Annotated in this window: 16 protein-coding genes and 6 tRNA genes; 20 read left to right on the top strand and 2 right to left on the bottom strand. The window is 51.4% G+C overall.

What is annotated here, in order from left to right; translation table 11 throughout:
- Positions 1-40 precede the first annotated feature (40 nt).
- The 6 genes from U5L07_04705 to U5L07_04680 all read left to right on the top strand — a co-directional run bounded on the left by U5L07_04705 (position 41) and on the right by U5L07_04680 (position 6,963).
- On the top strand, positions 41-682 hold the full coding sequence (locus U5L07_04705; GenBank protein MDZ7831027.1) for a hypothetical protein: 642 nt from the start codon (positions 41-43) through the stop codon (positions 680-682).
- 569 nt (positions 683-1,251) lie between these two features.
- Positions 1,252-1,860 (top strand): hypothetical protein, encoded by a 609-nt coding sequence (locus tag U5L07_04700; GenBank protein ID MDZ7831026.1) that lies wholly within the window; start codon positions 1,252-1,254, stop codon positions 1,858-1,860.
- Positions 1,860-4,511, top strand: a complete 2,652-nt coding sequence (locus U5L07_04695; protein ID MDZ7831025.1) for a toprim domain-containing protein — start codon at positions 1,860-1,862, stop codon at positions 4,509-4,511. The genes U5L07_04700 and U5L07_04695 overlap by 1 nt, the downstream gene beginning before the upstream one ends.
- A 25-nt stretch (positions 4,512-4,536) precedes the next feature.
- Positions 4,537-4,929 carry a hypothetical protein gene (locus tag U5L07_04690; protein MDZ7831024.1) on the top strand — a complete coding sequence of 131 codons (393 nt, stop codon included), beginning with the start codon at positions 4,537-4,539 and terminating at the stop codon, positions 4,927-4,929.
- Between the two features lie 737 nt (positions 4,930-5,666).
- On the top strand, positions 5,667-6,164 hold the full coding sequence (locus U5L07_04685; GenBank protein ID MDZ7831023.1) for a hypothetical protein: 498 nt from the start codon (positions 5,667-5,669) through the stop codon (positions 6,162-6,164).
- 556 nt (positions 6,165-6,720) lie between these two features.
- Positions 6,721-6,963 carry a hypothetical protein gene (locus U5L07_04680; GenBank protein MDZ7831022.1) on the top strand — a complete coding sequence of 81 codons (243 nt, stop codon included), beginning with the start codon at positions 6,721-6,723 and terminating at the stop codon, positions 6,961-6,963.
- Positions 6,964-8,326: 1,363 nt separating this feature from the next.
- Here the strand turns inward: U5L07_04680 and U5L07_04675 are convergent.
- Positions 8,327-8,402 (bottom strand) — tRNA-Arg (locus U5L07_04675).
- Positions 8,402-10,267 carry a LysM peptidoglycan-binding domain-containing protein gene (locus U5L07_04670; protein MDZ7831021.1) on the bottom strand — a complete coding sequence of 622 codons (1,866 nt, stop codon included), beginning with the start codon at positions 10,265-10,267 and terminating at the stop codon, positions 8,402-8,404. The genes U5L07_04675 and U5L07_04670 overlap by 1 nt, the downstream gene beginning before the upstream one ends.
- A 469-nt stretch (positions 10,268-10,736) precedes the next feature.
- Here U5L07_04670 and U5L07_04665 point away from each other — a divergent pair.
- The 14 genes from U5L07_04665 (at position 10,737) to rpoB (ending at position 20,414) form a co-directional block, all read left to right on the top strand.
- A tRNA-Thr gene (locus tag U5L07_04665) sits at positions 10,737-10,812 on the top strand.
- A 13-nt stretch (positions 10,813-10,825) separates the two neighbouring features.
- A tRNA-Tyr gene (locus tag U5L07_04660) sits at positions 10,826-10,910 on the top strand.
- Between the two features lie 122 nt (positions 10,911-11,032).
- Positions 11,033-11,108: transfer RNA gene (locus U5L07_04655), tRNA-Gly, on the top strand.
- A gap of 25 nt (positions 11,109-11,133) precedes the next feature.
- Positions 11,134-11,210, top strand: a tRNA-Thr gene (locus U5L07_04650).
- 104 nt (positions 11,211-11,314) lie between these two features.
- A complete protein-coding gene (tuf, locus tag U5L07_04645; protein MDZ7831020.1) occupies positions 11,315-12,508 on the top strand; it encodes an elongation factor Tu in 1,194 nt (397 codons plus the stop codon).
- Between the two features lie 20 nt (positions 12,509-12,528).
- Positions 12,529-12,678, top strand: a complete 150-nt coding sequence (rpmG, locus tag U5L07_04640) for a 50S ribosomal protein L33 (GenBank protein MDZ7831019.1) — start codon at positions 12,529-12,531, stop codon at positions 12,676-12,678.
- Positions 12,679-12,746: 68 nt separating this feature from the next.
- Positions 12,747-12,822, top strand: a tRNA-Trp gene (locus U5L07_04635).
- A gap of 93 nt (positions 12,823-12,915) precedes the next feature.
- The gene (gene secE / locus U5L07_04630; GenBank protein MDZ7831018.1) at positions 12,916-13,329 is read left to right on the top strand and encodes a preprotein translocase subunit SecE; all 414 of its coding nucleotides are present in this window, start codon (positions 12,916-12,918) and stop codon (positions 13,327-13,329) included.
- A gap of 17 nt (positions 13,330-13,346) precedes the next feature.
- Complete coding sequence (gene nusG / locus U5L07_04625; protein MDZ7831017.1) at positions 13,347-13,877, top strand: transcription termination/antitermination protein NusG; 531 nt, start codon at positions 13,347-13,349, stop codon at positions 13,875-13,877.
- 26 nt (positions 13,878-13,903) lie between these two features.
- Positions 13,904-14,326 carry a 50S ribosomal protein L11 gene (gene rplK / locus U5L07_04620; GenBank protein ID MDZ7831016.1) on the top strand — a complete coding sequence of 141 codons (423 nt, stop codon included), beginning with the start codon at positions 13,904-13,906 and terminating at the stop codon, positions 14,324-14,326.
- A gap of 26 nt (positions 14,327-14,352) precedes the next feature.
- Complete coding sequence (gene rplA / locus U5L07_04615; protein ID MDZ7831015.1) at positions 14,353-15,057, top strand: 50S ribosomal protein L1; 705 nt, start codon at positions 14,353-14,355, stop codon at positions 15,055-15,057.
- A gap of 157 nt (positions 15,058-15,214) precedes the next feature.
- A complete protein-coding gene (gene rplJ, locus U5L07_04610; GenBank protein MDZ7831014.1) occupies positions 15,215-15,736 on the top strand; it encodes a 50S ribosomal protein L10 in 522 nt (173 codons plus the stop codon).
- Between the two features lie 83 nt (positions 15,737-15,819).
- Positions 15,820-16,209, top strand: a complete 390-nt coding sequence (rplL, locus tag U5L07_04605) for a 50S ribosomal protein L7/L12 (GenBank protein ID MDZ7831013.1) — start codon at positions 15,820-15,822, stop codon at positions 16,207-16,209.
- A gap of 107 nt (positions 16,210-16,316) precedes the next feature.
- The gene (rpoB, locus tag U5L07_04600) at positions 16,317-20,414 is read left to right on the top strand and encodes a DNA-directed RNA polymerase subunit beta (GenBank protein ID MDZ7831012.1); all 4,098 of its coding nucleotides are present in this window, start codon (positions 16,317-16,319) and stop codon (positions 20,412-20,414) included.
- Positions 20,415-20,424: the final 10 nt, after the last annotated feature.

Raw genomic sequence — 20,424 nt, 5'->3', positions numbered from 1 at the left:
CTTCCCCTGGATGACTACCGGGGCGCGTATCGGGGGCGCTATGGCGAAAGATAATTTTTTAAGCGTGGATAGAACAAAGGCACAATATGGAATTGAAGCCTATCAGTTATTTAATGCGGTAAGAAATATGGGCTTGCCCGCATACTCTCAGGAGGATTTGGAAAAGCCTTTAGATCCTCTTCAAGTCGAAATAGATAAAACAAAAGTGGAAGAGAACAATAAAAAAAAAATAGGGGCCATTAGCAATCCCGGGGAAACACAGTCACAAAAATTGATGAATACTTTGACTAAGGGTCTTTTGTCCTATAAGTATCATATTTCTGACTGTCTTTTTAAAGAAACAGATATCAACAAAAAGAAATACTTTAAATTGAAATCAAGCCAGGTGGCGGCGCCAAAACCCCTAACCCGGCCTGAGCTTTTTAGCGATGAGCGTGTAGAACAAGCTATAAAAACGGCTGTTTATATGGCTGTTTGGATGGAGCGAGAAAATCAGAAACGCGAAGAGTGGCAGGGTAAGCCTAAGTGGGATGGGGAAAAAGAAGTTGATTTTTTGCCGGTGCTTAAAGACTTTAGAAATAAACAAAAATTTTCGGGAAGTGAAAAAGATATAGGTACGTTAATATGGAAGGCTATTGAAGAATATTACCCTGATCTTCGAAACCCCAACTACAAGACATAACAAGCCTATAAGTTTTGCCCTGGATCTTGTCACCGGAAACACTCCCGGCAGCCGGCCAGCTCCCCCCGATCTTACCCCTTGCCCTGGTTAAAACCGGCGCTTGTACGCCAAATGCGGGCGCCGGTTTCAGCGGGCCAATCCATCATGCCCGGATCTCTTTAAAAATAGATCAAAATATTTATGGTTGTGCTTCGCTTACCGGCCGGGCTTCTCTTGAAGCTGTCCAGGGCCTCGGGGCCATGTGCCGGGCCGGGTGCTTTGCCCGCCTGGAGCCCAGCGCCGGAAACATGCCGGCCGCAAACCAGCTCCCCCGATTTAACCCCTTACCCTGGATAAAAACGGCGCTTGTGAAGCAAATGCGGGCGCCGGTTTGGTCAAAATTATAAAAAAACAAGTCTGCCGGATTTAAACCGGGCACACCGGGCACACGGGCACAAAATTTTATAATACACTGATAATATAAACAGATATTTTGTGCCCGGTTGTGTGCCCGGTCGGGCACAGAGCGGGCACACCCCCCGATCCTTTCCAGGTCAATCACTTCATTTTCCAAACCTTAAAAAATTTTTTTGCCTGTCAATTTTCCCCATTTTCCGAGCCTTTCCGGTGTCTTTCCCTTCGGGCCGATGGCTGAATTTTGCCTTTGCTGGCCTTTCTTTAGAAAAAAATCTCTTAAAAACAGACCGTTTTTAGATCGGTCCATTTTTTTAAAAAAAATTATCAATTATTTCCACACATTAATAAAAAGCTTGGAAAACCGGCCACTTTCTAAAGTTCAAAAATTGATGAATATCAGGTATTTGTATTATGTTTGGGTTAAAAACAGGGCGACAAAAGGAACGCCAGTAAACCCAAAAACAGGAGCATTCAAAATGACAGCAAAAAAGACCGAAACAATTAATGAAAACCTTGATGAACTGGATCGAACCCGGCTGGGCTGTTTAGAAGGATTGGGACGGATAAAGGATATTCTTGAAAAAACACTGCCGCCAGTTTTTGGCCGGCCGGCTGTGGGGGATCTTTTGCCAGGGGTTTTAAGCGGTAAAACGCTGGCAAACCTGGAAAGCAAGGGAGAAGGGCCGCCCTGCTATAAAGCCGGAAGCCGCACGTTTTACGAAAAAGAAACCTTCATTCCCTGGTTTTTACAGCGGTGTTGCCGAAAAGAAGGACGGAAATAATGCCGGCCGGGGATCTTCGTACCCGCCAGATTGAAGCGCTGAAGGCTTCAGAGTATTGGATTTCCGGCAAAACCCGGGATAACGGCCGGACAATTTCCCCCTTGAAATGCCCGGAATGTGGACAGGCGAAAGCCTGGGCGTATTCAGCGGCGCCGAATGCCATAAACTGTAACCGGGCTAACCAGTGCGGCGCCGTGGTCAAGCTCAGTGAACTTTTTCCGGATCTTTACCAAAAGATAGAAAAAGAGTTCCCGCCTACAAAAAAAGATCCTCACCGGCCGGCCGCCAAGTATCTTGAAACCCGGGGTCTGTCAAAAAGCCTTGAAGGGCTTCATTATGAATACTGGAAAGACGTTAGAAAAACCGGGTCCGGTGCCGTCATGTTTCCCGTGGGGGAGCCAGGCAAAAAGCCCTACAACGGCCGCCTGATAAGCCCGCCACCGGGGGAGGGCAAGACGCATAATTGGGGATCAACCGCCGGCTGGTTTTGGAAACATCCCGGCCGCGAGTATGATTTAGAAAAAGAAATCCTTGTTACCGAGGCCATCATTAATTCTTTATCCCTGGATGAGAATGGCCTTCAAAGCATTGCCGCATTATCCGCCGGGCAAGATCCGGGGAATTTGGGTTTATCCGAATTTAAAAAGCTGACAGCCGCTTTTGATAACGATCCAGCCGGCCGGCGGGCGCTGCGAAAATGGAAACGGCATTTTGACGGCAAAGCCGGCGTGGAGTTCCGGGCGATTTTGCCGCCGGCGGGCGTCGATTGGAATGATTTGTTAGTGTCCTGGGGCCAGAATGCGCGGGCGTCGTTTGATGCAAATCGGCCGGAATATGAATTTCAGGGCCGCTTAGCGCTGGCAAACTCCCCGCAAGAATATGCTGATTTATGGTACGAGTGGCGCCAGGTCCCGCCCGGTCTCTTTGATTACGATGGGGAAATTTATTTTGCCGCATTGAAACGGGTCGGCAAAGAAGAAGTGCTGACAGTAGCTAAGCAGGCTAATTTTATCTGCGAAGTCAATCATTTTGCCTTAGATGCCACAAGCCGGGATCGGCCGGAATACATGTATAATATCACCGTCAATCCTAAAACCGGCCGCCCGGTTTCATTTATTGCCAGTGCTGAGGACCTGGGGCAGCCGGGGCAAATGTCCAAGCTGTTTCTTGCCCGGGCCAAGTCATGGTGGGCGGGCGAACGTAAGCCATCTGTGCAATTGGCAAAGCGAATTAGCGAAACGCGCGCGCCCGTAGTCCGGCAAGCTCAGCGCGTGGGATATGATGCGGATTCAAGGTGCTATCTGTTCAAGCATTTTATAATCAAGCCGGACGGCCGGGCCGAATTGCCAAATGACAAGGGGTTTTTTGAGGTCAAGCGCCGGGAATACCTCCGGCCGCCATCAAACGGCGTGGTGGATCGGCTAATAAAGCCCGAGCGGGGCGAAAATGATGTGGTTTCCCTTTATACAAAGCTATGCCTTGCCTGGGGGGATAAAGCCGCCGTGGGCATGGCCTGGGCGGTTGCATCCTGGTTTGTCCACCTGATTTCTGAAGCCCTGGGGTTTATGCCGTTTTTATCTTTCCACGGTGAGCCGCACACCGGCAAATCTTCCTTGATACAGTTCATGCAGGCTTGCCAGGGTTATGACGGGGAAGGGTTGCCTATGATCCGGGCGAATACCGCAAAGGGCCGTATACGCGAGCTTGCTCAGCGGTCAAGTATGTTTTGTGCCCTCCTGGAGGCAAACGCGGGGGAGAGTGCCCGGATGGATTTCGATCAATTCCTTACCCTATATAATTTCGGTGATCTGCAAGTCAGAGCCCGAACCACAAACAGCCTGGAAACCCAAACGATTCACTTCAAATCAACGCTTGCCTTTATTCAAAATCATGAAGCCTTTTCAAGCGCGGCCATGCGAGAGCGGGTCTTATCTGTCCGCTTTGATGATGAAGCCCTATCAGCTCATAGCAAAGCCGTTTATGATGAATTGAAAACCATTCCCCGGAGCGAGTGGGCGGCGGTCCTGCCGGCTGTGCTTCGCCATCGGCAAACTTTTGAAAATAAATGGCTGGATTATTTCAATCAAGCCCGCCGGGAATTGTCCGGCCTGGGCAATGTACGGCTTGAAGAAAATCACGCCTTGGTTTTGGCTTTTCACCGTATTTTTACTGAGGTTTTCCACATTGAATACGATTTAGCGCCTGCCATTCGAGGGTTAACAAAAGCCAAGATCCAGGAAGTAGAGGCCAAGCCGTCGGGCCTTGCTGACTTCTTCTTTGATAGCTGCTTCAGCCTTATTCGCAATAAGACCGAGGAGGCCAAGTGCTGCATTGATTGGCCTGGTCTCCAGGGAATAGGTGCCAGTAGAGAACCACCGGCTGCCGGCCAGCTCTGTTTCTCCCTCAATGCCGTCATGGATCTTTATGGACAGTTCCGGGCGACGGTGAAGGATCTTCAAGCCGCATTGCGGGCGCACCCCGCCTATGTCGCAAGCAATAAAAATCATCGGTATGCCATCGAGCCGGACGGCACCCGGCCGACGAAAAAGAGCTGGTTCTTTGATCTGGCAAAGATCCCCCGGCTTGATGAAGATGATGAAGATACAGAAGAGGGGCCGGATGACGCTGAGGGTCGGCCGCCATTTGATTAATTATCCAATACAGGAGACACATGCTATGGAAAACCAAAATTGTCTAAATCACAAAGTCGAATGTCCTTATGAAAATCCCTGTCATAAGTGCCAGCAGTCGGGGCCAGAAGAAGGCTATGACAATGAGCCCTGGGAGTATCAGCAATTCATTGATGCCGATAAAATTCCCGTGGTCAAAAACTATCCCTATACGCTTCAGCAGGCTTGTATGGATCGGTTTCGATATTTGGCATTTCTGGCCGCCGGTGCCGTGGTAGAGTTTGAAGCGGCAGTACCCATCAGTGATAAGTGGGTTCACCTGGATCATTGTTTCTATTCTGTCCCTGGTGACGAAGCACCCGCCAGGGCAGAACGGGGCTTGGATGTGAACATTGATAATATCGTTTTGGTGGTCGTCTCCCCATGCGCCCGCTATTAGCCGCCCGCCCCCATGCCCCCAATGAAAGGTGATCTGGCCGCCAGGAGGGGCGAAGCCCGGGACAATCAAGTTAATGCCTCGGGCCGCGCTCCTTCTCCCTTCAAGTTTAATCGCGAATAAAGATATAAAAAAGCTGGGGTCAATCTCGTGGTGGTCCCGCTGTCTTTCTTTAACACCTTGGGGCCGATCCCGGCCAGAACAAAAGCCGGGCGGGCGTCGGCCGCCGGCGGGCCGTCGCGAAAAAAATGGGTCCTTCCCAGCGTCGGAAAACGGTAGGGGTCATGATACCCCAATCTCTCCCCGTGTATAAAAAAAAAACCAAGTGGAAAAACGGAATCCGCAAAAAAATCAATCTCCTAAGAGCGATTTTAAAAAAAAGAAAAGGCCGTTCGGGTTTTTGGCAACCGGGCACAAAGGGCACACCGGGCACAAGAAAGGGCACAAGGTAAATAATATATAATTATATAATGTTATTATATATATTATATTATAATATATAGTTGTGCCCGGTGTGCCCGGTATAAATTCCAGGGTCTAAAAAAAGGGGTTGAAAATATGTCCGCCTTTGCTATGTTGAAAGTGCTCACAGTCTTGAACGCCAGGGCCAGGCGTTAAAAGGCCATTTATTTTTATTGGTGATAATATGTGCGCTATGGGGCCGGTATCCGAAAGGACCGGGTATAATCTTTCAAGATTGTGAGCACCCCTACGGCGCTTTTTGTTTTAAGGGGGTTAAAATGGGAAGCATCAGAGAGTTGAAAAAATCTAAAGAAAAGGAGACAGTAGACTTAAGAGAAAGAAGCGGCATTGATATTGTAAGGGTGATTGATGATCCCGAAGTTGATTTTATTGATTCAATGCTAACCAAGGAAGATGCCCATGTTGGCTATAAGCACGCCTATCATCAGTTCAAGAAATATTATGATTTAATGATTGAGGCTGATGAGCAGTATAAATGGGCGGGGGTTGCGGGCTTTCCGAAAATGGTTGAATTTAAGGATTGGGAGTTTTACCGGATTGCGAAGAAAGTTTTTTATTATAATGCCCTTTCGGATCGGTTAATAAAAATATGGAGTCAAAGAACCGGCTGCCCGATTTTTCTTGCCGATCAAAATGGTACCTATATTTGGTCTCCCCATGACAAGGAAAGCGGCGCGTATGTCGATCCTGAAGCCGTCAAAACCGATTTAAGTGGTTTGGTGGATACATCCGGACAAAAAAAACCGAAGCCGTGAGAGACCATATATTAAACGATTTTGACTTTTAGCGGGGAGCTGCGGCGCTTGATGGTTTTACGCATGCCACCGGGTCGGGTACATATTGGGTTGGAGTGCGGAAAATACCGGCAAAAGTTTTGGGGGGCTTATGACATTTCGCGGTTTTCTTTATTCTCTTGGGCGTCTGCTTGGGGATTTAAACGCGATACAAAAAGGCAAGGTCGGTAGGCGGATTGGCCGGCGGGGTGCTGGTAAAATAACCGGCCGCCTTTTGGGGAAGCTGTTTAAATGAAGTGGTGGAGGGAATTTTTAAAAACTCCCTCCACCATAATCTTATGACGCGTAATTTATTTTATTGTTATAAACGCCCATGAAATGCCAGTTCATATAATGTCCGATAATAGACATTATGTAAACTTTTGAATTGTTCAGATAATATTTGCAATTAAAATAGCAATTTATATTTATGCCGGGGTTTATCAGGACAATTGTAGAAAAAGTTTGATGCTTTTAAAAGTGGAGCCAGTGAGCCAGAAAACCCCCGTTTTTACCCTTTGAGTGGAGGGCTTGAAAAATGACTAAAATCAAAACGGAAACACGCGGCACCATTGATGTGCAGTTGACCGAAAAAGAGCGAGCCCGCGAATGGCGAAAAAAGAAAGCGAGGGCTGGCGGGAAAAGCCTGTCAGTATGGCTGGAGCCGGCCACCGTTGAAATGATGGAAGAGCTGCTTGATCTTTATCCGAAAGAGAATAAAAAAACATTGGTCGCCTGGGCGATTCGCCATTTATATGAAGCCAGCGTGGAGCCCGAGTAAAAACATATCCGGCGCCGGGTTGATGGTGTGGTGTGGGGTGTGGTTTTGCGGGCGTTTAAGGTGTGGGTCTATTATATGCCCGCAAAACTTTAAAAAAAATATGTAAGGAATAGGGGCCAGTTTATACCATATTTTTTTTAAACTTTTTTGCCACCCCCCCAAAAAAGCACACCCCATTCCGCCGGCCTACCTCGCCGGGTCCGGTGTCTTGCCTTCAGCTCTACCATTATCCCCGCCTGTCACTGTTTTTGCATTCCCGCAAAAAAGCCGCCAGGCGGGATTAAATACCGATCCCGCGAACTGTCACCATTTTTGCAAGGGCAAAAACAGCGCCAGGCTTAAGCTGTGCCGTTAATTCCATATGTTCCATTTTCTCCGGTGCCGGCGGAAAAAATGAGCGCTCCCTTAGCGCGTCTATCTGTATCCCGCCCCCCGGAGCCGCTCCCCCGGGTTTCGCCCTGTCATGCTTTTTGCTGGCCTCGGCTTTGTCCCTATTCTTTATTAAAACAAAAGAGCTTTTGGCATGGCGCCCGGCTTTCCAGGGCAAAAAGCCCGCCAGGGCAAAACCCCGCCGGGCGGGACACCCCTGAGAAGGGTCAGAGGGGAAGAGTAAATATAAATCTTGCCCTGGTTATATCGCCCGGCGCCGGAAACATGCCGGCAGCAAGCCAGCTCCCCCGATCTAACCCCTTACCCTGGATAAAAACGGCGCTTGTGGGGCAAATCAGGCAGCCGGTTTTAGCGGGCCAATCCATCACGGCCGGATCTCTTTAAAGACAAGTCGAAATGTTTATGGTGGTGTTTTGCTTTTCGGCTTCTCCTGGGTCTGTCCTATATCTCGTGGCCAGGTGCCGGGCCGGGTGCTTTGCCCACCTGGAGCCCAGCGCCGGAAACCTGCCGGCAGCAAGCCAGCTCCCCCGTAACCCCTTACCCTGGATAAAAACGGCGCTTGTGGGGCAAATCAGGCCGCCGGTTTTAGCGGGCCAATCCATCAAGCCCGGATCTCTTTAAAGACAAGTCGAAATATTTATGGTGGTGTTGTGCTTGCCGGCTTCTCCTGGGTCTGTCCTGGATCTCGGGGCCAGGTGCCGGGCCGGGTGCTTTGCCCGCCTGGAGCCCAGCGCCGGAAACCTGCCGGCCGCAAGCCAGCTCCCCCGATCTAACCCCTTATCCTGGATAAAAACGGCGCTTGTGGGGCAAATCAGGCAGCCGGTTTTAGCTTCATAGATCCCGCCGGGATATCTTTAGCGAATATAGATTTAAAAAATGGGGCAGATTTGCAAACTCCGGGGCAGGAGCGGGGCAAATTGATAATTTAAGGGTTTTTCAATTTTTTGTGTGGGCTATAAACTACTGATTTTATTGGTGCCCCCGGCAGGGATCGAACCTGCGGCACATGGATTAGGAATCCATTGCTCTATCCACTGAGCTACGGGGGCTATTTGACAAAGACTTTTTGGCCGGGATAGATCATACTTTTTTGGGTCAGATTGTTGACCTTCAAAAAATAATCCAGATCCATATCATGCCGTTTAGCAATTTTAATCGGCGAATCCCCGGATTTGACCCTGTAGACATTCATGCTGTACTCATAGCCGGACGGTATTTTTAATGTCTGACCGATCTGCAGGTTGACACTTTTTAAATCATTTAGCTCCTGAATTTTCCTGGTGGTGGTGTGATAGCGCTTGGCCAGGGTCCATAAGGAATCGCCCCGCCGGACTTTATAGGTAATGATTTTGAGTTTGGCCTCCGCACTGCCGCCACCGATTTTGCTGGACTGCGGAATCTTTAAAATCTTGCCGGCCACTATATAGTTGGTACTGCGGATATTGTTGTAAAACGCGATCTGCTTGACGGTTGTATGGTACCGGCTGGCGATGGTGGAAAGGGTTTCGCCGGGCCGGACGCGGTGATACACGATACCCGGGGCGGTCTGGGTAAATTCCGGAATATGCTCGAGTTTCGCAAGCAGGGTGTCTTTCCTGCCAGGCGGAATTTTTAACGCATATTTGTCTTCAGGCAGCAGCTTATACCTTAACTCCGGGTTAAGATCGAGTAAAACATCTTTTTTTGTCCCAATGGCTTCGGCAATATCTTTTAGATAGGCCTGCTTTTTAATACTGACCGTTTCGTATCGAACCGGCGGATCGAGCTCAATATCGGCCATGTTGTATTTTTCCAGGTTATCGATAATATGCAGGGTCGCCATGAATTTGGGCACATAGCGCGCCGTTTCACCGGGCAAAAGGCGGTATAGATCCCAGAAATTGTCCAGATAGTTAATGTTCTGATTTTTAATGGTTCGCAAAACCCGATTTTCGCCGCAGTTATAGGCGGCAAGACACGTGGTCCAATCCCCGAAAATGGAATGGAGCTCTTTAAGGTAGGCAATGGCCGCATGCGTAGATTTGTAAGGGTCCAGCCGTTCATCAATGTATTGATTGCGTTCAAGCCCGAATTTGTAGCCAGTGGATGTGATAAACTGCCAGAGTCCTAAAGCACGGGCTCTTGAGAGGGCTCTTACCTTAAAGCCGCTTTCAACAAGGGGAAGCCAGGAAAGCTCTTCCGGCAATCCTTCTTCTTCTAATGCCTCCAGAATATAGGGCCGGTATCTGCCGGAGCGTTTATAGGAGTTGATGAAAAATTGCCGGCCTCTTCCCTGGGTGAAAAACTCAACCTGTTTTTTGATATGTTCATTCATTGCATGGGGAATGGCGTTGTGATTGCCTTTGGCCGTGGTGTGCCGGGAGGCATAGATTTCCAGTATCCGCTTGGAAATCATGTACCGCAGGTCATCCTTCTGCTGGACGAGTTTGGGAAAATCTCCGGGGTCCACACGGATTATCTGTTCATAGGCCTGGTCAAGGGCGTGAAGGGCGTTTTCAAGCTCTCCCTGCTGCCAGAAATCCTGGGAAGCCTGGTAATAATCCAGCGCCTGCTCAATTTGTGCAAGGATTTCAGCCTCGGTATCGTCTTCGTCTTCGGCCCCTGGGGGTTGATCTTCGGGTTTATCCGAAAGGTCTTCGTCAATGGGGACCGGGTCCAGATCATCCGCGGCATCCGTGTTTGCATAGGCCAGGATCTCGGCCGTCGGTATCTCGTCTTGGGGGTTGAATGCGGTTTGGCCCGGATCATCGGCTTTGCTTGAAGTGTTATTTGAATTATTTTGGCCGTCTGATGGATTGCTGTTCCCGGTTTGAATAGGGAAGCTGGTGCATCCGGCCAGCATAAATAACAATAGCGCTATAATTAACAGCCAGTGCCGGGAGATCCCGGCGGTATTGAACTTCAAATGCGGCATAGGGGCCTCGTTTAAATTCGGATGACAGGATGTGTTATAATTCTGCTTGCGTATTTTAAATGGGTATGGCATATATTTCGTTTTTGCAAACCCAGCCGGGCAGGGTGTTGCCTTTACGGATAACATTGACAGTGACTACTTGAAAATAATGTACCTGTCAAGGAATTAAAAACGCTATGCAGCGGTATTCGGCGGGCGGATGATAACTCCGGATGCAGATGCGGATGAGGGCAGCTAAAAAATTAAAAAAAATATAAAGAAAAAAATTGACAAGCGTTTTTTTCAGGTCTATAAAAGTTAAATTACACTTCAGAATACTTGGCATTGCGTTGCGGTGGGCAGCCCAATGCCAATAAAATTTTCCGGCTATATGAATCGTCGGCATGGAGCGGCGATGGTTCGGATCGCCGGACATTGACAACGGGCGCTGGTTTGCAGTCATGTTTGTCAATGGATTGACTGATGACAGGCCAGCGTAGCTCAGTTGGCAGAGCTACTGATTTGTAATCAGTTGGTCGGGGGTTCGAATCCCTCCGCTGGCTCCAGAAAATACAATTTGGTGGGGTTCCCGAGCGGTCAAAGGGAGCAGACTGTAAATCTGCCGGCGCAGCCTTCGGAGGTTCAAATCCTCCCCCCACCACCACACATACATAAAACAGATGCATGTAGGAGATTTCGGGCGTCGAAATCAACGGACTACGTCACTGGGAATCCTTGGAATTCACAAAATGGGGCCGTTTATTCAATAGAGAGGCGATACTTTGGGCGGGAGTAGCTCAGTTGGTAGAGCTTCAGCCTTCCAAGCTGGATGTCGCGAGTTCGAGTCTCGTCTCCCGCTCCAATTCTTTGTGTATATCTAGGTATCAGCCCACGTAGCTCAGACGGTAGAGCGCTTCCTTGGTAAGGAAGAGGTCCACCGGTTCAAGTCCGGTCGTGGGCTCCATAGTTTTTTTGAGGTGTTTTTTTCAGCGTAAACCCAAAGGCCCGATGATAAACCGTTTTTTAAAAGTATAACAGGGTGCCGTAAAGAACGGGGAGGAAGTAAAGATGTCAAAGAAGAAGTTTGAGCGGACGAAGCCGCACGTAAACGTAGGGACGATCGGCCACATCGACCACGGCAAGACGACCTTGACCGCAGCGATCACCAAGCACTGCGGATTAAGGGGGCTGGCCGAGTACGTGGCGTTTGACAAGATCGACAAGGCGCCTGAGGAGAAGGCGCGGGGGATCACGATTTCCACGGCGCACGTGGAGTATCAGACGAAAAACCGGCATTATGCGCACGTGGACTGTCCGGGCCACGCGGACTACATCAAGAATATGATCACGGGTGCCGCGCAGATGGACGGGGCGATCCTGGTGGTTGGCGCAGACGACGGCCCGATGCCGCAGACGCGGGAGCATATCCTTTTGGCGCGTCAGGTGGGTGTGCCGCAGATTGTGGTATTTTTGAACAAGTGCGACATGGTGGATGACGAGGAGTTAATCGAGCTGGTGGAGCTGGAGCTTCGCGAGCTGTTGAGTTCATATGATTTTCCGGGCGATGACACGCCGATTGTCCGTGGCAGCGCATTAAAGGCGCTGGAGTCAGAGGATGCGGACGGAGCGGAGACCAAGTGCATCTGGGAGCTGATGGATGCGATCGATGATTTTATCCCGGAGCCGGAGCGGGATGTGGACAAGCCCTTCCTGATGCCGGTGGAGGATGTGTTCTCGATTTCCGGCCGTGGCACGGTGGTCACGGGCCGTGTGGAGCGCGGGGTTGTCAAGGTCAACGACAAGGTGGAGATCGTGGGATTTGGCGAGACGATCAACACGACCTGCACGGGCGTTGAGATGTTCAGAAAGATTCTGGACCAAGGCCAGGCCGGAGATAACGTGGGGCTTTTGCTGCGCGGGATCAAGCGAGACGATGTGGAGCGTGGCCAGGTGGTGGCCGCCCCGAAATCGATCACGCCGCACACGCGGTTTGAGGCCGAGGTCTACGTCCTGAGCAAGGATGAGGGGGGTCGTCACACGCCGTTTTTCAGCGGATACCGGCCGCAGTTTTATTTCCGTACCACGGACGTGACCGGTGTATTGACGCTTCCGGAAGGCGTTGAGATGGTGATGCCGGGCGATAACGTAAAGATCAAGGCGGAGCTGATCACACCGATAGCGATGGAGAAAGAGCTCCGGTTTGCGATCCGTGAAGGGGGCCGGACAGTCGGTGCCGGCGTCGTCAGTGACATCATCGAATAAAACAGCACAGGGAGTCACCGGTGAAAGTTAATATCACGCTCGCTTGCAATGAATGCAAGCGCAGAAATTACTCGACAACAAAGAACAAACGAACCAAGCCGGATAAGCTGGAATTTAAAAAGTACTGCAGGTTCTGCCAGAAGCACACCCCGCACCGGGAGACCAAGTAACGCCGGCTGCCAGTGGGGTTTCTGCAATTGAAAAGTTCTTCCCGTTTGATCGGCAGGCTTTTACATGCAGGCCAGTAGCTCTAACGGCAGAGCGCCGGACTCCAAATCCGGTGGTTGGGGGTTCAAATCCCTCCTGGCCTGCCACTCCATCTCGACGGGCAAGCTCAAAGATTGATATCCCATCGTTTCGGATCAATCGAGGATCAACTTTGAGCTTTCAATATTTTAGGAGCTTAAATGGCGCGTTTACAAAAAAGGAAACCAGTTACAAAAAAAAAGAAACCCCGTCAGTCGGAGTCCGGCGAAACTGCCGGAGAAAATCAGACCGGGGGCCGGGCTGCGCCACCCACAGGGACCGGCGGACCGGGTGCCGGTGAACGGGCAAAAGATAAAAAGCCGAACCGGGCGTTATCCGCAAAAAAGGTTTCACCGGCAGGCCAGTCAGCCATTCTGCGGCTGATTGACAGGTATTTTGGCAACTGGATTCAATTTTTACGGGAAGTTAAAATTGAGCTGAGCAAAGTGACCTGGCCGACACGGAAGCAAATCATCGGCTCAACAGTTGTGGTGATTGTTTTTGTTTTTATCATTGCGATGTTTCTCGGTTTGGTGGATATCGGGCTGTCCAGTATCATACGGGTTATTCTGTAATAAGGATGAGTGGCCGAATGGCGCTGAAGTGGTACATAATTCACGTATATTCCGGTTTTGAGGCCAAGGTGAAGAAAAACCTGGAGGAGCGGATCGCAGCCTCCGGCTTTTCCGAGAAGTTCGGAGAGGTCGTGGTGCCCACTGAGCAGGTAGTGGAACTGGTCAAAGGCAAGCGAAAAACCTCGAACCGTAAATTTTATCCGGGATATATTCTGATCCAGATGGAGCTTGATGAGGTAACCTGGCATTTGGTGACCTCGACGGCCAAGATCACCGGATTTCTCGGCGGCCGGGAAAAACCCGTGGCCATCACCGATCAGGAGGCTGAGCAGATTTTAAGCCGTATGGAAGAGGGCAAGGCCCATCCGCAGCCCAAATACTATTTTGAGCCCGGTGATGAGGTTCGCGTGATTGACGGCCCGTTTACCAATTTCAACGGCACTGTTGAGGATGTCAACCCGGAGAAGGGCAAGGTCAAAGTTCTGGTCAGCATTTTCGGCCGGGCAACCCCTGTTGAACTTGACTTTGTGCAAGTCTCCAAAAGTTAAGTGGGTAATATAGGAGTAAAATTGACATGGCGAAAAAAGTAATCGCGCAGGTCAAACTACAGGTAGTAGCCGGCAAGGCGAATCCATCCCCCCCCATCGGACCGGCGCTGGGTCAGCACGGGGTCAATATCATGGATTTCTGCAAGGCGTTTAACGCCCGCACAGCCAATGATGAGGGGATGATTATACCTGTTGTTCTGACGGTTTATCAGGATAAGTCCTTTACGTTTATCACCAAAACCCCGCCTGCGGCTGTTTTATTGAAAAAAGCGGCGGGAATTGCTAAAGGCGCCGGGGATCCAAAGGCGGAAAAGGTTGGTCAAGTCACCCGGGATCAGGTTGAGGAAATTGCCAAGCAGAAAATGCCGGATTTGAATGCCGTCGATATGGAAAGCGCCTTTAAAATCATAGCGGGAACAGCCAGAAGCATGGGGCTTGAGGTTGTTTAATCGGCGAAAAGGAGTCAGACGGAATCATGCATAAACGGGGAAAAAAATATAGAAGTGCGAAGGCCAATATTGAGCCTGATCAGCGGTTTACGTTCCGGGAGGCCATTGAGGGAGCGCTGAACGCATCGTTTGTCAAGTTTGATGAAACTGTGGATATGGCCGTCAAGCTTGGTGTGGATCCGCGGCATGCCGATCAAATGGTTCGCGGTTCAGTGGTGCTGCCCAACGGCATCGGCAAGGAGGTTCGCGTTCTGGTGTTTGCCAAGGGCGAAAAAGAAAAAGAGGCCCGTGAGGCTGGCGCGGATTATGTCGGCGCTGAGGAGCTGGTTGACCAGATCAAGAGCGGCTGGCTGGAATTTGACAAGGCCGTGGCGACACCGGACATGATGGGTGCGGTCGGCAAAATCGGTAAAATTTTGGGCCCGCGCGGCATGATGCCGAATGCCAAAACCGGCACTGTCACTTTTGAGCTGGAAAAGGCCATCAATGAGCTAAAGGCCGGTAAAATCGATTTCCGTGTGGATAAGGGCGGTATCGTGCATGCGCCCATGGGCAAAGTGTCTTTTGGGCCGGATAAGATCCAGGATAACATTGGCACTTTCATCGATACCCTGGTCCGAATGAAACCGGCCGCCAGTAAAGGCACCTATATTCGCAGCATCGCTATATCCACCACCATGGGCCCGAGCTTTAAAGTCGATCCGGCGTACGTCAAAGAGATCGTAAAATAGATAGTCATCTATAAATATTATTGTCTGTCAAAGACCGTAGGTTCACGCGTCTGGGCCGTGTTTAATCGGAGTCTGAAGCTCCGGCCTACCGAGGCAGGTGTTCTGATACTGTGAGCACCGCTGGTTTTTACAGCATCAGAAAGGGGGTGTTTTTAGTTTGCGGTTTGAAGATAAAAAAAAGCTCGTCGATGAACTGGCGGAAAAGTTCTCGCGTACAGCGATCGTGATTGCCACGGACTATAAGGGTCTAAACGTGGTCAAGATGAATGAATTGCGCCGCAGGTTGGGCGAAGCCGACGTTGAATACCAGGTGGTCAAGAACCGCCTGCTGAAGCGGGCGTCTGACAATACCGATGTGGCCATGATGACGGAGCATTTCCAGGGTCCAACCGCCATCGCGCTGGGCTATGATGATCCGGTCAAGCCGGCCAAAGCCCTGATCAATTTCGCCAAGGACAATGAAAAGCTTGAGATCAAGGGCGGCGTCATGGGCGGCAGGGCACTGGATTTTAATGCCATCAAAAGCCTTTCGGATATGCCTTCCCGTGAGGTCCTGCTCAGCCAGGTGCTCTCAGCAATGAATGCCGTTCCGACCGGCCTGGTCAGAGCCTTAAACAATGTGCCTGAGCGGCTTGTCTATGCCCTGCAGGCGATCCGGGATCAGCGGGAGGCAGCATAGGCGCAGACAGTTCAGATAAAGATATCGTTCAATCAATTAACATTTATATAAGAAATATTTGAAATAGAGTTGGAGGAAAATCCATGGCAGATATCAGTAAAGACGATGTCATTGAATTCATCGCAAACATGTCGGTTCTGGAACTCTCGGAGCTGATCAAGGAGTTGGAAGATAAATTCGGCGTATCCGCAGCCGCCCCGGTGGCGATGGCCGGTGCCCCGGCAGCGGGCGGGGGCGAGGCAGCCCCGGCTGAAGAGGAAAAGACCGAATTTGATGTGGTTCTGACCGGCGCCGGTGACAAGAAAATCCAGGTTATTAAAGAGGTGCGGGCCATCACCGGGCTGGGTCTGAAAGAAGCCAAGGCCCTGGTCGAAGAGGCGCCCAAGCCGGTTAAAGAAGGCATTGTTAAAGAAGATGCCGACAAAATCAAAGAGCAGCTTGAAGGGGCCGGCGCTACCGTCGAGGTGAAGTAGCCCCGCATATTGCATAACATTGCATATTTTGATTGTGTGACACGGACGCCCGGAGTGTTTCCGGGCGGCTGTGTTTCATGATTGTGGATACTTTTTTTGGAGATATTATGACAGAGAACCCGCCGAAATATAAACGCATCAGGAAAAGTTTCGGTCAGATCAAATCCATCGTCGACATCCCGGATTTGATCGGGATGCAGCGTGAGTCCTATCAGCGCTTCCTGCAGATGGATGTGGCCCCGGAAGCGCGGGAGGATATCGGGCTGCAGGCAGTCTTTAATTCCGTTTTTCCCATTAAGGATTTTACCGGCATCGCTTCCCTGGAATTCGTATCCTATCATTTCGGCGAAGTGAAGCATTCGGTGGGTGAATGCGTTAACCGCGGGATGACCTATGAAATCGCGCTGCGCATCCGGGTCCGGCTGGTGGTCTATGATGTGGACAAAGGCTCAGGTGTGCCCAATATCCGGGATATCAAGGAGCAGGAGATTTATTTCGGCACCCTGCCGCTGATGACCGAGAAGGGCACGTTCATTATTAACGGCACGGAGCGGGCTGTGGTCAGCCAGCTCCATCGCTCTTCCGGCGTGTTTTTCGATCACGATAAGGGGCGGACCCATTCCAGCGGCAAGATTATTTATACCGCCCGTATTATTCCTGTGCGCGGCTCCTGGATCGATATGGAAATCGATCCCAAGGACATCGTCCACATCCGGATTGACCGGCGGCGCAAGTTTCCGGTGACCCTTTTATTTAAGGCGCTCGGGTTTACGGATGACGATATCCTGTCCTATTTCTACGATAAAGAAAAAATTTGTATTAAAAACAAAAAGTTTTTAAGGGAACTCAATTTCGACTTTCTCAAAGGCCAGCGCCCCACCGCGGATGTGGTCAATCCCGAAACCGGGGAAGTGGTGGTCCGCAAAGGACGGATGTTCACCAAACGGGCGGTTCGCGAACTCCAGGCGGCCGGCGTGGAATTGATCCCCATGACCCGGGAGGATCTGGCCGGCCGGGTCATTGCCGCGGAGGTTGAAGATCCGCAGACCGGCGAGATTGTCGCCAAATCCAATGATGCCCTGGATGAAAAACTGCTTGAGCAGATTATGGATGCCGGCATTAAAGAATTTGATGTGCTTTTCATGGAAGGGCCGTATGCCAGTAATGCCATACAGAAAACCCTGGCGGTGGACAAAGTGGAGACCAAAGAAGAGGCGCTCCTTGATATCTACCGGCGGCTTAGGCCCGGTAATCCGGCCACGCCCGAGGTGGCCCAGGATTTCATCGATCATCTGTTTTTTAAAACCGCCTATTACGATCTATCAAGCGTCGGCCGCTTAAAGATCAATCACCGGCTGGGCATTGAGACGCCCCTTGATATAAGGATTCTGAGGAAAGAAGACATCCTGCTGACCGCCAAAACGCTGGTGGAGCTGAGAGATACCCAGGGCGCGGTCGATGACATTGATCATCTCGGTAACCGCCGCGTCCGCGCAGTGGGCGAACTGCTGGAGAACCAGTACCGTATCGGACTGGTCCGGATGGAGCGGGCCATTAAAGAGCGCATGAGCATGCAGGAGGTCGATGCCCTGATGCCCAATGATCTGGTCAACCCCAAGCCGGTCTCGGCCGTGGTCAAGGAGTTTTTCGGTACCAGTCAGCTCTCCCAGTTTCTGGATCAGACCAATCCATTGTCTGAAACGACGCATAAAAGGCGGCTTTCCGCCCTTGGGCCGGGCGGCCTGACGCGGGACCGGGCGGGCTTTGAGGTGCGTGACGTGCATCCGTCCCATTACGGCCGGATTTGTCCGATTGAAACCCCTGAAGGGCCGAACATCGGACTGATCGTATCGCTTTCGACCTATGCCCGGGTCAATGAATACGGGTTTATCGAAACCCCCTACCGGGTGGTTAAAAATGCGACACTCACCAACGAGGTCCGCATGCTTTCTGCATTTGAGGAGCAGGATCACCCCATCGCCCAGGCCAATGCGCCGGTAAACGAGAAGAACGAATTCGTCAATCCCCTGGTCATCTCCCGGGTGGAGGGCGAGTTCATGCAGATAGGCCGGGAGCAGATTGAGCTGATGGATATTTCCCCCAATCAGCTGGTCAGCGCCTCTGCCTCCTTGATTCCGTTTCTGGAAAATGACGACGCCAACCGGGCGCTCATGGGATCGAACATGATGCGCCAGTCCGTGCCCCTTTTGCAGACCAGCGCACCGCTGGTTGGCACCGGCAATGAAGGCGTTGTGGCAAGGGACTCCGGGGTGGCCATTGTGGCCAAGCGCGCCGGACGCGTAGCCAATGTGGATGCCGCCCGGATTGTTTTAAAGCATGAGCCCTCCGGTGATCCCAGTGATAAGGGGGTAACCATATACAACCTGTCCAAGTTCGTCCGGTCCAATCAGAATACCTGTTTTAACCAGCGTCCCATCGTCAGCAAGGGCGAATGGGTGAATGCCGGCGATGTTATCGCCGACGGGCCGGCCACTGACCAGGGGGAGCTGGCATTGGGCAAAAATGTGACCGTGGCATTCATGTCCTGGGGTGGCTACAACTTCGAGGACTCGATTCTGGTGAGCGATCGCCTGGTCAAGGACGGGGTGTTTTCATCGGTGCATATTGAAGAGTTTGAAGTCCTGGCCCGGGATACCAAGCTGGGCAAGGAGGAAATTACCCGGGATATTCCCAATGTGGGCGAGGAGGCCCTTAAGGATTTGGATGATTGCGGTATTATCCGCCTGGGCGCCGAGATCGGCCCCGGGGATATCCTGGTCGGTAAAGTCACCCCCAAAGGCGAGACCCAGCTCTCGCCGGAGGAAAAGCTCCTTCGCGCCATATTCGGCGAAAAGGCGGGCGAGGTCAAGGATACCTCACTCCGGGTGCCGCCCAGTGTCAGCGGTATTGTGATCGACGCCAAGGTGTTCTCCCGCCGGGGTGTGGACAAGGATGACCGGTCCCGCGCCATTGAGGGCGAGGAAATTGCGTTTCTGGAAAAAGACCGGGATGACGAGATCAGCATCATCGCTGAGACGGCCAGAAGGGAGATCGGCAATCTGATTTCCGGCAAACAGCTGTCTGCGGATTTTACGGACGGCAAAAAGGTGCTCTATCCCAAGGATACCCGGATTGATCCGCAGCAGCTGGCGGAGGTGCCCCTGGCCAAATTTGAATCCCTGAGCTTAAAAGACGCCAAAACCAATGAAAAGGTTCAGGAGATAGTCTCAAGATACCGGGAGCAGGTGGAAATGGCCCGTCAGGCGTTTGACAATCAGGTCAGCGCCATTGAGCGGGGCGATGACCTGCCGCCCGGGGTCATCAAGATGATCAAGGTCTATGTGGCCATGAAGCGCAAACTCTCGGTGGGCGATAAGATGGCCGGCCGGCACGGCAATAAGGGCGTTGTCTCAAGGCTTTTGCCGGAAGAGGATCTGCCGTATTTCGAAGACGGCCGGGCCGTGGATATGGTGTTAAATCCTTTGGGCGTGCCCTCGCGGATGAATGTGGGCCAGATCCTGGAGATTCATCTCGGCCGGGCGGCCAGCGGGCTGGGCGATCAGATCAATGAACTGGTAAAGGCCGCAAAGACCGAAGAGCTCCGGAAAAAATTCAAGGCCATATTTTCAGATGAAAAGGCCCGGAAGGATCTGGATGAGATGCCCGAGGCGTCGCTGCTTGAATTTGCAGATAATTATACGGAAGGGGTCCATATGACCACGCCGGTTTTTGACGGGGCGCGCGAGGAGGAAATCAAATCGCTGCTAACCGAGGCCGGCCTTAGTCAGACCGGTCAAGCCACGCTTTTTGACGGCCGCACCGGGGAGCCCTTTGACGGCAAGATTACCGTGGGTGCCAAGTATATGCTCAAACTGCATCATCTGGTTGATGATAAACTGCACGCCCGCTCGATTGGACCGTATTCGCTTGTGACTCAGCAGCCGCTCGGTGGCAAGGCGCAGTTTGGCGGCCAGCGTCTGGGTGAAATGGAAGTCTGGGCCATGGAGGCCTATGGGGCCGCCCATGCGCTTCAGGAATTTCTTACCGTCAAATCCGATGATATGGCGGGACGGACCCGGATGTATGAAAAAATTGTAAAAGGTCAGAATGTATTTGAACCCGGGCTGCCCGAATCCTTCCGGGTGCTGACCAAAGAATTACAGAGTCTCGGACTCGACATTAACCTTATTGAGGACAAGGAATAAGGAGCGTTAT

The organism is Desulfobacterales bacterium, assembly GCA_034520365.1.
Taxonomy (GTDB): Bacteria; Desulfobacterota; Desulfobacteria; order Desulfobacterales; family Desulfosalsimonadaceae; genus M55B175.
This window is presented reverse-complemented; position numbering and strand designations above follow the sequence as displayed.

Coding starts and splice junctions, on each gene's coding strand:
- U5L07_04705 (MDZ7831027.1), top strand. CDS start 41: ATGGCGAAAGATAATTTTTTAAGCGTGGATAGAACAAAGGCACAATAT.
- U5L07_04695 (MDZ7831025.1), top strand. CDS start 1,860: ATGCCGGCCGGGGATCTTCGTACCCGCCAGATTGAAGCGCTGAAGGCT.
- U5L07_04690 (MDZ7831024.1), top strand. CDS start 4,537: ATGGAAAACCAAAATTGTCTAAATCACAAAGTCGAATGTCCTTATGAA.
- U5L07_04685 (MDZ7831023.1), top strand. CDS start 5,667: ATGGGAAGCATCAGAGAGTTGAAAAAATCTAAAGAAAAGGAGACAGTA.
- U5L07_04680 (MDZ7831022.1), top strand. CDS start 6,721: ATGACTAAAATCAAAACGGAAACACGCGGCACCATTGATGTGCAGTTG.
- U5L07_04670 (MDZ7831021.1), bottom strand. CDS start 10,267: ATGCCGCATTTGAAGTTCAATACCGCCGGGATCTCCCGGCACTGGCTG.
- tuf (MDZ7831020.1), top strand. CDS start 11,315: ATGTCAAAGAAGAAGTTTGAGCGGACGAAGCCGCACGTAAACGTAGGG.
- secE (MDZ7831018.1), top strand. CDS start 12,916: ATGGCGCGTTTACAAAAAAGGAAACCAGTTACAAAAAAAAAGAAACCC.
- nusG (MDZ7831017.1), top strand. CDS start 13,347: ATGGCGCTGAAGTGGTACATAATTCACGTATATTCCGGTTTTGAGGCC.
- rplK (MDZ7831016.1), top strand. CDS start 13,904: ATGGCGAAAAAAGTAATCGCGCAGGTCAAACTACAGGTAGTAGCCGGC.
- rplA (MDZ7831015.1), top strand. CDS start 14,353: ATGCATAAACGGGGAAAAAAATATAGAAGTGCGAAGGCCAATATTGAG.
- rplL (MDZ7831013.1), top strand. CDS start 15,820: ATGGCAGATATCAGTAAAGACGATGTCATTGAATTCATCGCAAACATG.
- rpoB (MDZ7831012.1), top strand. CDS start 16,317: ATGACAGAGAACCCGCCGAAATATAAACGCATCAGGAAAAGTTTCGGT.